Annotated in this window: 13 protein-coding genes; 3 read left to right on the forward strand and 10 right to left on the reverse strand. The window is 63.4% G+C overall.

The window, feature by feature from the left end; all coding sequences use genetic code 11:
• The first annotated feature begins 28 nt into the window (after window positions 1-28).
• The gene (locus LPA36_RS20130; protein ID WP_228880556.1) at window positions 29-1,423 is read left to right on the forward strand and encodes a polyhydroxyalkanoate depolymerase; all 1,395 of its coding nucleotides are present in this window, start codon (window positions 29-31) and stop codon (window positions 1,421-1,423) included.
• A 62-nt stretch (window positions 1,424-1,485) separates the two neighbouring features.
• On the opposite strand, the gene LPA36_RS20135 is transcribed toward LPA36_RS20130, so the two are convergent.
• Entirely contained in the window at window positions 1,486-1,920 is a 435-nt protein-coding gene (locus LPA36_RS20135) for a cupin domain-containing protein (RefSeq protein ID WP_228880560.1), read from the reverse strand.
• Window positions 1,921-2,300: 380 nt separating this feature from the next.
• On the opposite strand from LPA36_RS20135, the gene LPA36_RS20140 reads away from it, so the two are divergent.
• Entirely contained in the window at window positions 2,301-2,777 is a 477-nt protein-coding gene (locus LPA36_RS20140; RefSeq protein ID WP_228880563.1) for a hypothetical protein, read from the forward strand.
• 10 nt (window positions 2,778-2,787) lie between these two features.
• Here LPA36_RS20140 and LPA36_RS20145 read toward each other — a convergent pair whose 3' ends face one another.
• The gene (locus tag LPA36_RS20145) at window positions 2,788-3,429 is read right to left on the reverse strand and encodes a pyridoxamine 5'-phosphate oxidase family protein (RefSeq protein WP_407674310.1); all 642 of its coding nucleotides are present in this window, start codon (window positions 3,427-3,429) and stop codon (window positions 2,788-2,790) included.
• Between the two features lie 100 nt (window positions 3,430-3,529).
• Here LPA36_RS20145 and pdxR point away from each other — a divergent pair, with 100 nt between their 5' ends.
• Complete coding sequence (pdxR, locus tag LPA36_RS20150) at window positions 3,530-5,005, forward strand: MocR-like pyridoxine biosynthesis transcription factor PdxR (RefSeq protein ID WP_228880567.1); 1,476 nt, start codon at window positions 3,530-3,532, stop codon at window positions 5,003-5,005.
• A 60-nt stretch (window positions 5,006-5,065) separates the two neighbouring features.
• Here the strand turns inward: pdxR and LPA36_RS20155 are convergent, their stop codons facing one another.
• The 8 genes from LPA36_RS20155 to LPA36_RS20190 form a co-directional block, all read right to left on the reverse strand.
• Window positions 5,066-5,899, reverse strand: a complete 834-nt coding sequence (locus LPA36_RS20155; protein ID WP_228880569.1) for an AraC family transcriptional regulator — start codon at window positions 5,897-5,899, stop codon at window positions 5,066-5,068.
• Window positions 5,900-5,984: 85 nt separating this feature from the next.
• On the reverse strand, window positions 5,985-7,469 hold the full coding sequence (locus LPA36_RS20160) for an MFS transporter (RefSeq protein ID WP_228880571.1): 1,485 nt from the start codon (window positions 7,467-7,469) through the stop codon (window positions 5,985-5,987).
• Window positions 7,470-7,587: 118 nt separating this feature from the next.
• On the reverse strand, window positions 7,588-8,259 hold the full coding sequence (locus LPA36_RS20165; protein WP_228880573.1) for a glutathione S-transferase: 672 nt from the start codon (window positions 8,257-8,259) through the stop codon (window positions 7,588-7,590).
• A 162-nt stretch (window positions 8,260-8,421) separates the two neighbouring features.
• On the reverse strand, window positions 8,422-10,059 hold the full coding sequence (locus LPA36_RS20170) for an AMP-binding protein (protein WP_228880574.1): 1,638 nt from the start codon (window positions 10,057-10,059) through the stop codon (window positions 8,422-8,424).
• 27 nt (window positions 10,060-10,086) lie between these two features.
• On the reverse strand, window positions 10,087-10,491 hold the full coding sequence (locus tag LPA36_RS20175; RefSeq protein ID WP_228880577.1) for a RidA family protein: 405 nt from the start codon (window positions 10,489-10,491) through the stop codon (window positions 10,087-10,089).
• Window positions 10,488-10,907, reverse strand: coding sequence for an acyl-CoA thioesterase (locus tag LPA36_RS20180; protein ID WP_407674311.1), 420 nt, complete (start codon window positions 10,905-10,907; stop codon window positions 10,488-10,490). The genes LPA36_RS20175 and LPA36_RS20180 overlap by 4 nt, the downstream gene beginning before the upstream one ends.
• A 20-nt stretch (window positions 10,908-10,927) precedes the next feature.
• Entirely contained in the window at window positions 10,928-12,115 is a 1,188-nt protein-coding gene (locus tag LPA36_RS20185; protein WP_228881126.1) for an acyl-CoA dehydrogenase family protein, read from the reverse strand.
• A 25-nt stretch (window positions 12,116-12,140) separates the two neighbouring features.
• On the reverse strand, window positions 12,141-12,992 hold the full coding sequence (locus LPA36_RS20190; protein ID WP_228880581.1) for an enoyl-CoA hydratase family protein: 852 nt from the start codon (window positions 12,990-12,992) through the stop codon (window positions 12,141-12,143).
• Window positions 12,993-12,995 lie beyond the last annotated feature (3 nt).

A 12,995-nucleotide genomic window follows, 5' to 3' on the forward strand; every position in this document is an offset into this window, starting at 1 on the left:
CTTCTTCGGGGCATTCGTGCGAAGGGCCATGAATCTGCTGTCCTATCCAACTTATCAGGCCTTCGCCAACATGATGCTGCCGTTCCGGCACGGTGCATCGATCGTCAGCAGTACGCTCGATCTCTGGCCAGAAATGGGCGACACGCCCCAAGGCAAATCGCTGCGGGCCACGTGCGATCTGATCACGCTGTCAGGTCTCACGCACGCGCGGCCACCTTTCGATATCCCGACGATCGAGGTGGACGGCAAAACGGTCGATGTCGTCGAGGAAGTCACCGCCGCAACGCCGTTCTGCTCGCTGCTGCACTTTCGCAAGGATCACGCGCCCACGCTGCCGCAGCCGCGTGTGCTCGTGATTGCGCCGATGTCGGGACACTTTGCGACGCTGCTGCGCGGCACGGTCCACACGATGCTGTCCGAACACGACGTCTACATCACCGACTGGCACAACCCGCGCGATGTGCCGCTTGCGCAGGGCCGCTTCGGCTTCGACGAATTCGTGCAGACGGTGATCGACTTCACCGAAACCATCGGCGAGGGCACGCATCTGCTGGCCGTGTGCCAGCCGACGGTCGCAGCGCTTGCGGCCGTGGCGCTGATGGCCGCCGATAACAACCCGGCGCAGCCGGCCAGCATGACGCTGATGGCCGGTCCGATCGACACCCGGATCAACCCGACGCGCGTGAACGAGCTTGCCAAAAGCAAACCGATCGAATGGTTCGAGGACAACCTGATCAGCGCGGTGCCGTTTGGCTTTGCAGGCGCGAGCCGGCGTGTCTATCCCGGATTCGTGCAGTTGAGCGCGTTCATGTCGATGAATCTTCAACGGCATATGGATTCGTTCGCGACAATGCATTTCGAGCGCGCGAAAGGCGATCCGAAGAAAGCCGACGCTATCCAGGTCTTCTACGAAGAATATTTCGCCACGATGGATCTGACGGCCGATTTCTATCTGGAAACCGTCGATACCGTGTTCCAGAAACACGCGTTGCCGCTGCACACGCTGGAAGTGCGCGGAAGAAAGGTCGACACTTCGGCGATACGCCGCACGGCGCTGATGACGGTCGAAGGCGAAAAGGACGATATCTGCGCGGTGGGCCAGACGCTTGCCGCGCAGGACCTGTGCGACAAGCTGCGTCCGTATCTGAAGACGCATCATGTGCAGACGGGTGTCGGGCACTACGGCGTCTTCAATGGCCGACGCTGGGAGCGGCACATCTATCCGCGCGTACGCAGCATGATTCAGGACAACGAGCCGCGTGCGGTCGTCGTGAGCCCGCGTGCGCAACCGATCCAGCTCGCAGCTTCGTCGCTTGTAAACCCGCCGCCGGGCTCGGCGCCCGCCGCGCCCGCGACGGATGAAGAGGCCACCGTCATCTCGAACGTCGTGCCGCTGCGGCGTAATTCCGCTTCTTCGGGTTAGGCTGCGTATTCGTCGCATCCGGGCGCGGGGCGATTCAAGCCGCGCCCAGGCCTGCAACGCGATCAGGTCACTTCGCTTTTCCAGGGCGTGACGGCGGGGACGGCACACGGTCCTTCCGCATCGATCGACTTGAAATCCGCGGGCGAGACGATTTCCAGGTACTCCATGTCTTCGGAGTAATCGAACAGATAGTGGACGATGCCCGGCGCCTGATGCACGCAATCGCCGGCGGCGACGAGCGTTTCCTTGTCGCCGTACATGAAGCGCGCCCAGCCCTTCAGCATGAGCACGATGTGGAAGTTCGCCTCGTGCCGGTGCCAGCCCGTGCCTTCCTCCGGCGGCATGTTCGCCTTGACCAGCTGCGCGAGCACCTTGCCGCCCGTCGCCTTTGCGATGCCGAGATCACGATACAGAAAGAAGTCGCGCAAGCCCTGGTCTTCCCAGACGGTGTCCTGCGGACGAACATGCGAAAACTCAGTGGCAAGTCCGGTAGTCATAAGCGCGCTCCAGAATGATGAACGGTCCAGGGAAACGACTCGCGGGTCGACTTTCCAAGCATCAAACATTCCAGGTGTCATGGCGTTGCCGCTTTGCACTGCACGTATCCAGACGTCTCTCGCGGCTATCGTCCTGTAACCCCGGTCGCCATGTTGCGCCGCGCGATTGACGCGTCGATCCGCGGCCAGTACGAAGAAATTGATGCGGCCGAAAATCGCGAACGAAGCGGACAACCCGGTGCGTGTTTGCCCAATCGTGTGACCTGGCGCACGGGTCCAGTGCAGGACAAACGGCAAGGTCGCCGCCCGGGAGCGGATATTGCTGACGAACCGGAGCCGGACACATCTGGCGGTGTCCGATTCAGGAGCGGAGGCAACCGATGGCATTTACCGTGACATCCGGATCGCAGATCCGTCGCTGGGTGGTGGGCGGCCTGCTCGCCGCCGGCGCGCTGTTCGCGGCGTTCGAGGTGTGGAGCGCCGACGCCGCGCAGGTCGCAACGGCACAGGCCGCGTCAGGCACACCTGGCGCGGTAACGACACCCGCTGGCGACGACACCTTTCTGCTGACGATTTTCCTCAAACACGACGAGTCGAAACCGCTGCCGAAAATCAACGATCAACTGCGCGCGCAGGGCTTCTTCAAGACGTTTCCGCCGCCGGGCATCGAAGTCGTCTCGTGGTACGTGATGATGGGCGTGGGCCAGGTCGTCACGTTGCGCGTGCCGGCAAGCCGGCTGCGCGAGGTGAACCGGGCGATAGAAAGCACCGCATGGGGCGGCTATCGCACCGAGTTCTACCCGACCTACGATTACAAGGCCACCGCGCAGCAGATGCGCGAAACCGACGGCAAATAGCGCGACGGCTCTAGCGCCAGTTCGCGACGTAGTCGGGAACGTGGTCGTAACTGGCGTCGGGCACTGCAGGCCGCGGCGCGAGTTCGAGCGGCAGGACGCCGGCCCAGACTGGCAGGTTCATGTCTTCCTCGTCGTCTTTCGGGCCGCCGGTGCGGGTCTTGCACGCGAATTCGTCCAGCGCGATCCGCAGCACGGTTGTGGCCGCGAGTTCCTTCGGATTGCCGGGCCGCGCCTCACGTGAGCGTCCACGCGCGATGGTTTCCATGAACGCACGGAGGACCGCGGGCTTCTGCTCGTCGGGCACCCGTTCGCACACGCCGTAGATGATCGCCGAACGATAGTTCATCGAGTGATGGAACGCCGAGCGCGCGAGCACGAGGCCGTCCAGATGCGTGATCGTCACACAGATCTGCATGCCCGACGCCGCCTGTTTGATGAGGCGGCTGCCGTTCGATCCGTGGATATACAGATGGTCGCCTTCGCGCCAGCAGGCGGTCGGAATGCAGTGCGTGCCACGTTCGTCCGTGAACGCGACGTGGCAGACATGCGCCGCGTCGACGATGGCGTTGAGCTGTTCGCGCTCGTAACCGGCGCGTTCGGCAACGCGACGTACGCGGGTGCGCTCGCTCGGAGCGGTGGCCTTCATGTCCATCTGCAGGGTTTCCTTTGTTGTGAGGTCTGCTGGCAGAATAGGGTTTTCGTGGCTCTACGTGTAGACCCACGAGACCATCAGATTCTGGAGCCACGATTCAATGGATTTCGGATTGCTTCTTTCCGCATACGCGCAACAGCAGAACGGCCGCAAGCTGCCGCGCCAGCGGATGCTTTACGAAGCGCTGCGCAGCGCGATCCTCGAAGGCACGATTGCGCAGGGCGCGCGACTTGCCGCAACGCGCGTGCTGGCCGACGAACTCGGCATTGCGCGCAACTCCGTGCTGTACGCCTACGAGCGTCTGGCCGCGGAAGGCTTTATCGAAGCCGGCCGCCACGGTTCGGTGGTCGCGCATTCGGGCTTGCAGAAGCCTTCGTCGAAGCGCCTCGGCGCGCCGCTTCCTGCCACGTTGTCAAAGCGCGTGGCGGGACTCAGGAACGACCGCGATGCGTTGAAGGAGCTCGTGGCGTTTCGCCCCGGATTGCCGGCGCTCGACGAATTTCCGATTGCGCAATGGCGCGCAGCGATGGAGCGCGCGTGGCGCGGTGTCGATGCGTCGGATCTCGGTTATGGCGGCAGCCACGGGCATCCGTGGCTGCGTCGCGCAGTGGCCGATTACCTGAAGGTCTCGCGCGGCGTGCGCTGCGACATCGATCAGGTGTTCATCACCGACGGCACGCAGACGAGCCTCGACGTCGCCGCGCGTGTGCTCGCCGATAGCGGCGACATCGCGTGGATCGAAAACCCCGGGTATAACGGCGCGCGCGCCGCGTTTCAGGCGACCGGCCTGCGTGTCGTGCCGGTTCCCGTCGACGCGCACGGCATCGCGCCGACGCCCGAACACTGGCGGCAGTCGCCGCCCAGGCTGATCTACATCACGCCATCGCACCAGTATCCGCTCGGCAGCGTGCTGAGCCTGGAGCGGCGCGTCGCGCTGATCGACGCGGCGCGCGCACACGGCTCGTGGATCATTGAGGATGACTACGACAGCGAGTTCCGTCACGAAGGGCCGCCACTTTCGGCGGTGCAGGGGCTCGCTGCGGATACGCCGGTGGTGTACGTCGGCACGTTCAGCAAGACGCTCTTTCCTGCGCTTCGGCTCGGCTTCATGGTCGTGCCCGCGCAGCTCGCGAGTGCGATCTCGCTGACGATGGGCGAGATCTCTCGTCGCGGGCGCGTTGCGGACCAGATCGCGCTGGCGGACTTCATCGATAGCGGGATGTACAGCCGGCATCTGCGCCGTATGCGCAGGCTTTATTCGGAACGGCGTGAAGCGCTGCTCGAAGCAATCGACCGTCATTTGCGCGATGTGGTGACGGTGTCGGGCGGCGCGGGCGGTATGCATCTCACGGTACGTCTCGATGCGCCGCTTTCCGATGTCGACGTGGCGAGAGAAGCGCTTGCCAGAAGAATCATCGTGCCGCCGGTGAGCAGCTATTGCCTGCCGGCGCCCGATGAGCACCGTTACAACGGCTTCGTGCTCGGTTATGCGGGCGTGCCCGCCGATAGCACCGACGGGCTGGTCGCACAACTCAGGAACGTGATCGAGACGATGGTGCAGGCACGCGAATCGTAGCGATGTGTGCTATTTGCCTGCGATCCGCGCGTCACGACGAAGGGTGCCTTGTCAGCCGTGTCACGACTTCAGCGGGATCCAGAGTTCGACGCCGCCCATGCCGGTCGTCGGACTGAACTGCTCGCCGTAGCGCTCGAACACGGGCGCATCCGCGACTTCGTGTCCGGACTCCGGCAGCCACTTGTTCCAGATGGTGTTCCAGGTGCGGCGAATGGCCGAAATGTGGTCGCGATGGTCGAAGATCGCGTAACGGTGTTCGCCAATCCGCACGCGCGCGACATGCGCGGGCAGCGCTGAAAAATCCGTGACTTCGACGCCGCACAGATAGTCGAAATTGCCCGCGTCATCGTTGTTTAAACACACGCCGTACGCCACATTGCCAACCTGTCCAGGGATCTTGCCGATCTGCGGGCCGAAGCGTTGCCATTGCGCGGGAATGCCGTCGCTGCGCTCGTAGTGGTAACGCTCGCTCAGGCCTGCTACCAGCAATGGCTTGCCCGTTTCGATGCGCGGCAGCGCGAGGTCTTTGAGAAAGGATTCGTCCATTTTGATGGGCTCCACGAGATCGATGTTGCACACAGTGCCTTGCGCACGGACCGCTTCGGGGGTGACGCCGAACTGGTCGCGAAACGCGCGGGTGAATGCTTCGTGAGAACCGTAGCCCGCTTCGACGGCGACTGTCAGGATATCGGGCGCGCCATCCGCAAGCGCACGGGCCGCATCGGAAAGACGACGGCCGCGCACATAACGCATCACCGTGCGGCCAGTCGCCGCTTCGAACGCTCGCGACAGATGAAAGCGCGAAACACAGCCGCACATCGCGATATCGTCGAGCGTGATATCCCCCGCGTAGTGGCTTTCGATAAACCAGAGCGCTTTTCCGACGGGGTTCATGCCAGCTCTCATATCAGCATGGAACCAGCATAGCCGCGTCGAATGCGGCGCATTTGATCGCGATTGCGCATCGGTTTTCCGGCTATCAGCCGTTGCCGGCGGGCGCCTTGTTGCCGGAACGTTCCGGTGCGCCGTGTGCGCCTTGCGCTCCGCCCTGCGCGGAGGGCACCCGGTCGCGCAGGAACGCTCCACCGAGCAGACCCGCGATCGCCGCGAAGATCGCCCCGCCCACGAACGCCATGTGATACCCCGCATTCAGCGCGACGAGTGCGGGCGCGTCATGCGTGAGCAGCTGCTGCGAGTGCGCGGCGGCAACGCTTGCAAGAATCGCAAGACCGAGTGCGCCGCCCATCATGAACGCCGTGTTGACGATGCCCGAGGCGAGGCCGGAATCTTCCGGCTTCACGTCGCTCATCGCGGCGAGCAACAACGGATTGAACGCGATACCCGCGCCGAAGCCGAGCAGCAGCATGCCCGGCAGCACATCGAGCGCGAAGTGGCCATCGACCGGCGCGCGTGCAAAAAGCGCAAGGCCGCACGCCGCGATCAGAAGACCCACCGCCAGCGGCAGACGCAGGCCGAAGCGCATCACAAGCCGCGCCGAAAGTCCCAGCGAGAAGAACGCCATGATCACGTTCGCGGGCAGGAACGCGAGGCCGACCTGCATCGGCGGATAGCCGAGCACGCGCTGCAGATAGAGCGCGGAGATAAAGAACCACGCGAACATCGCGGCGGCCCACAGCACGCCGACGACGTTAGCCGTCGCGACATTGCGCAGCGCGAAGAGGCCCAGCGGCATCAACGGATGACGCACGCGCGATTCGATCCACAGAAAGAGCGCGAGCAACGCGATGGCGATGGCGAGCAGGCCGAGCGTCGTCAATGACGTCCAGCCGGCCTCGTTGCCGTTGACGATCGCATAGACTGCGAGCATCAACGACGCCGTCACGCTGGCCGCGCCCGCCACGTCGAGCCGGCCGCCTTGCTGCTGGCCGCGTCCGGGCGGAAGCAGCGCGAGGCAGAGCGCATAGACCGCGATGCCGATCGGCAGATTGACGAGAAAAATCCAGTGCCAGCTCAGCACGTTGGTCAGCAGGCCCCCGAGCAATACACCGATGCTGCCGCCGCCCGCGCATACGAAACCATAGACGCCCATTGCTTTCGCGCGCTCGCCGGTTTCCGTGAACAGATTCATGATGAGCGACAGCGATACGGCCGAGACGACAGCGCCGCCCAGACCCTGCACGGCGCGCGCGCAGACAAGCAGCGCCTGGGTTGCCGATACGCCGCACGCGAGCGACGCCACGGTAAAAAGCGCGATACCGGCAAGGAACAGCCGGCGATGCCCGAACAGGTCGCCGAGCCGGCCGCCCAGCAGCAGGAAGCCGCCGAACGTCAGCATGTATGCATTGACGACCCAGACCAGCGAAGTTTCAGAAAAGCCGAGGTCCGCGGCGATCGAAGGCAGCGCGACGTTCACGATTGTCGTGTCGAGGACGATCATCAGCACGCCCATGCATAGCACGATCAGCGCGAGCCAGCGTTTGTTGCCTTCGATGTGGTGCGTCATGCGTACGTTCCCTTTACGTTTGCCGCGCGTGAAATGAAAAGGACCCGACTCTGGTCAGGTGCGAATCGACCCGACTCGAAGTTTAGTACGGGATCTGACGCGTGGCAGTAACAGACGTTTAGCCGGGCAACGCATAGGGGCCGCCGCGCTCCAGCGCGCGCTGATACGCGGGCCGCGCGTGAATGCGCTGCACGAAATCGACGATGTGCCGGAAATCCGCATTGCGTCCGCCTCGTGCGACGGCGGCTTCGAGCGGAAAGCTCATCTGGATATCGGCGGCGCTGAACTCGCTGCCTGCAAACCAGCCGGTGGTGCGCAATTCTTCGTCGATATACGTGAAATGCCGTGCCAGTTGCGGATCGACGAAACTGCTTTGCAGCGTCCCCGCGATTTTCCTTGCGACCGGTTTGGCAAAGAACGGCATCGGTGCGGATGCAATGCGGGACGCGATGAGCTTGAGCAGCAGCGGCGGCATCGCCGAGCCTTCCGCGTAATGCAGCCAGTAGGTGTAACGCAGGTGTTCCGGTGTGCCCACGGGCGGAACCAGACGACCGTTTCCATATTGAGCGGTCAGGTATTCGATGATGGCGCCAGATTCGGCAATGGTGAGGCCGTCGTCGGTAACGACGGGTGACTTGCCGAGCGGATGTACGGCGCGCAGTTCCGGCGGTGCGAGCATCGTCTTTGGGTCGCGCTGGTAGCGCTTGATCTCGTATGGCACGCCAAGTTCTTCAAGCAGCCATAGCACACGCTGCGAGCGTGAGTTGTTCAGGTGATGGACAGTCAGCATGGGCAGGTCGTATGTGTGGCCGCGGAGGTCACATCATAAGGGCGTCCGCTGGAGATGGGGCTCTACTTGCCGCCATCTCGTTGCTGCAATGCAGCGGGCCACCCTGACCCTGCTTAAGCGTCACTGCCCTTCAAATGCTGCAAACGATTCTGTCGTGATGAGCTACATCGCACGCAACGCGAACCGTTTGAGCTTGCCTGTTTCAGTGCGCGGCAAGGCTTCGATGAACGTGATCACGCGCGGGTATTTGTATGGCGCAATCGTATTTTTTACGAACTCCTGGAGTTGTGCGCCCAGTTTGTCGCTGGGCGCAAAGTTGGGGCGCAGCACGACGAACGCCTTGACGATCTGGCCGCGCGTTTCGTCCGGCGCGCCCACCACGCCACATTCCGCCACCGCCTCATGCTGCATCAGCGCGCTCTCGACTTCTGGACCGGAGATGTTGTAGCCCGCGGATACGATCATGTCGTCGGCGCGTGCCTGGTAGAAGATGTAGCCGTCTTCGTCCTGATACACCGAATCGCCGGGCAGGTTCCAGCCGTCCCGCACGAAGTTCAGTTGACGCCTGTCCGCAAGATAGCGGCAACCGGTCGGGCCGCGCACTGCGAGCTTGCCGATCGTGCCGCGCGGTACAGGCTGCATCGCTTCGTCGACAACCTGCACGACGTACCCCGGCACCGCGCGGCCGATTGCGTTGGGGCGCACATTATCCGCCGCCGCGGAAACGAAGATATGGATCAGCTCCGTACCGCCGATGCCGTCGATCATCTCGATGCCGCTCGCGTCGCGCCACAGCGCGCGCGTCGAATCGGGCAACGCCTCGCCAGCGGACACGCATTTGCGCAGGCTCGATACATCGAAGCGCGGCAGCAGCGGCGCCATCTGGCGATAGAACGTGGGCGCGGTGAACATGATCGTCGCGCGAAAGCGCTCGACGGTCTGCAGCAACGTCTCCGGCGTGAGCCGTTCGATCAGCACTGTCGATGCGCCGGCGCGCAGCGGAAAACACAGCATGCCGCCGAGGCCAAATGTGAACGCGAGCGGCGGTGTGCCGCAAAACACGTCGCCGGATGCTGGCTTGAGTATGTGACGTGGAAACAGATCGCACATCGCGAGCACGTCGCGGTGAAAATGCATGCAGCCTTTGGGCGCGCCCGTGGTGCCGCTCGTGAATGCGATCAGGCAGACATCGTCGCTGGCTGTATCGCATGCGGCAAACGTATCCGGTTTATTGACGGCGAGCGTTTCGAGCGACTCCGGCGAATCGTCGTGAAAGACCCGCATTTGCCCGAGGTCCGGACAATGGTATTCATCGCTGCTGTCCGCGCAGCGCTTCAGTTCGTCGAAAAGACGTGCGTCGCATAGTGCCGCGCCGATCTTTGCCTTGTCGATGATCTGCCGGAGTTCCTTTGCGCGCAGCAGCGGCATGGTCGGTACCACGACGAGGCCGGCCTTGAGCGCCGCAAGAAACGCGACCGCCATCTGCAATGTATTCGGGCCGCGCAACAACAGGCGATTGCCGGGCCGCAGGCCCATGTCTTCGACAAGCACGTGAGCGCTGCGATTGACCATCGCCAGCAACTCGCCGTAAGTGGTCGCGTGTGCGCGACCGTCCACTTCAGACCAGATCGCGGGACGGTCCCGATATCCCGCTTCCACGCTGCGATCCAGCAGTTCGGTTGCACAGTTAAAGCGTGCGGGATACGCCCCGTCCGGGTTGTCCAGCAGAAACACCGGCCATTGATCCTGCGGCGGCAGATTGTCGCGCGCGAAGGTATCGACGTGTGCTGACGGTTCCATCAAGGTCTCCCGGAGCGAGTGATGTGTTTAGCGGGCTTCGTGAGGAATCACTGCGGTCGCTTCGATTTCAACCTTTGCTTCGTCTTCGATGAGCGCGACCACCTGAACCGCGCTCATTGCGATGTCGTAGTCGCCGATCAGTTCCCGAAACGCGCCACCGATTTCCTTGAGCGAAGCGAGATACTCGCGCTTGTCGGTGACGTACCACGTCAGGCGCACCAGGTGCTCCGGTTTGCCGTTTGCCTCGCGCAGCACCGCGATGATGTTGCGCAGCGCCTGGATCGCCTGCGCGGCGAATTCCGTGCTCTGGAATTTCGCGGATTCATCCCAGCCGATCTGTCCGGCGATGAAGACCTGCGTGCCGCTCGCGGCGACGCCATTTGCGTAGCCGCGCGGCTTGACCCAACCGGCGGGAAGCAGAGATTTTTTCATGAGCGAAGCTCCTGCGTGGATGGGCAATGCGGGGCGAATGCGGCCAGCGCGGCGGCGATGTCGTCGGGAATATCGATCGACGCGCCCGATTCGAGCGACGTCGTGACCAGCACCTGATGCGCGCGAAAACGCACTTCGTCGCCACAACGGCCGACGATATCGATCCGGATGGAACGCCGGCCTTTGGCCGCGAGCGAAAGCGAGAGCGTGACCGTCTCGCCCATCCTGCTTGGACGCGAAAATTCGCAGTCGAGCTTGACGATGGGCAGGCCGACGCGCCGCGTTTCGATCATGTGCGCGTAGTTGATGGCGAGGCGCTCGGTGAACCAGTCTTCGACGAGCGCGTTCGTCATCACCAGATACTGCGGGAAATAGACAATGCCAGCCGGGTCGCAATGCGCGAAGCGGATGCGCACGGGCAATTCGAATGACGCGCTCATGGCTTCGGTTCTCCGCCTGCGTGTTGCGCAGCGTGCGCCTTGAGCACATCGCGCCCGACAATCAGCTGCTGCACTTCAGTGGCGCCTTCGTAAATCCGCAGCGCGCGAATCTCGCGATACAGCATTTCGACGGCCACGCCGCTTTGCACGCCCATGCCGCCCCACAACTGCACGGCCGCGTCGATCACCTGCTGCGCGCCTTCGCTGGCATGCCATTTCGCCATGGCCGCTTCGCGCGTGACGCTTTCGCCCTGATCGCGCAGCCACGCTGCGCGATAGACAAGCAACGCGCTGCTGTCGATGGTCAAGGCCATCTGTGCGAGCTTTGCCTGCGTCAACTGGAAGTCGCCAAGCGTCTGGCCGAACATTTTGCGCGATGCCGCGCGCTCGAGGCCCGCTTCCATCGCATGACGCGCGAAGCCAAGCGAAGCCGCGGCGACCGACGTGCGAAAGATGTCGAGCGTGCGCATCGCGATCCTGAAGCCTTCGCCAGGCGTGCCGAGCATCTGGCCGCGCGGCACGCGCGCGCCTGTAAAGCGAAGACGTGCAAGCGGATGCGGCGCGATTACGTCGATGCGTTCGGCGATTTCCAGACCCGGCGTATCGGCGTCGACGACAAATGCGCTGATGCCGCGTGCCCCAGGCGCTTCGCCAGTTCGCGCAAAGACAACGTAGAAGTCGGCGATACCGCCGTTGGAAATCCACGTCTTTTCGCCATCCAGTACGTACGCGTCGCCGTCGATGCGCGCCGAAAGGGCCATCGCCGCGACGTCCGATCCTGCTTCGGGTTCGGAGAGCGCGAACGCGGCAATGGCTGCGCCGCTGGCCACGCGAGGCAGATAGCGTTGCTTCTGCTCATGCGTGCCTGCGAGAGAAATCGCGCCGGAGCCAAGGCCTTGCATCGCAAGCGCGAAGTCGGCAAGGCCGGAATGTCTGGCGAGCGTTTCGCGCAGCAGGCACACGGCGCGCGTATCGATCGTGTCGCCATGACCACCGTATGCGACGCCGCCGACGCCGTATTTCAGCCAGCCCGCTTCGCCGAACGCGCGGACAAGGTGGCGACACGTCGCGTCGACGTCATCGTGCTGTTCATCGCGAAGATGTGCGCGGGACCAGGCCTCGATGCCGGCTGCGAGTTCACGGTGCCGGTCTTCGAAGAACGGCCACGCGAGCGCGCTGTGCATATCCGGTTTAGCGAATGCGTTCAACTCAGTCTCCCTCGAACACGGGACGCGACTTCGCGGCAAACGCGCGATACGCACGGTCGAAGTCGCGGGTGCTCATGCAGATCGCCTGCGCCTGCGCTTCGGATTCGATCGCTTCGTCGACGTTCATGCTCCATTCCTGATGCAGCATCTTCTTTGTGATGCCGTGTGCGAACGTGGGACCGGCGACGAGTTCGGCCGCAAGTTTTGCGGCTTCATCGAGGAGTGCAGCGGGTTCGCACAGGCGGTTGTAGAAGCCCCATGCGAGGCCTTCATCGCCGCTCGCCGAACGGCCTGTGAGCAGCAGCTCGGTAGCCCGCCCCTGGCCGATGATGCGCGGCAGGATCGAGCACGCACCCATGTCGCAGCCCGCAAGACCGACCCGCGAAAACAGGAATGCGAGCTTGCTGCGTGCCGTGCCCAGCCGGAGATCGGACGCCATCGCGAGAATCGCGCCTGCGCCTGCACACACGCCGTCGACTGCTGCGATGACCGGTTGCGGACAATGACGGATCGCTTTCACGAGATCGCCTGTCATGCGCGTGAACATCAGCAGTTCCGGCATGGGCAGGTCGATCAATGGACCGATGATCTCGTGCACATCGCCGCCCGAACAGAAGTTTTCGCCCGCGCCGTGAATTACGACAGCCTTCACGTCCGTTGCATACGCCAGTTGGCGAAAGAGGTCGCGCAGCTCCGCGTACGATTCGAACGTCAGCGGGTTCTTGCGCTCGGGGCGGTTCAACGTGACCGTTGCCACACCGGCGCTGACCGTCCATCCGAAATGCCGCGCTTCGTAGTTCGCGAGCGTCACGCGATTGCCCGCGAGGAGCGCATCGGCGTTGTGTTGTGTCATGAA

The organism is Paraburkholderia saeva, from assembly GCF_907164555.1.
Lineage (GTDB): Bacteria > Pseudomonadota > Gammaproteobacteria > Burkholderiales > Burkholderiaceae > Paraburkholderia > Paraburkholderia saeva.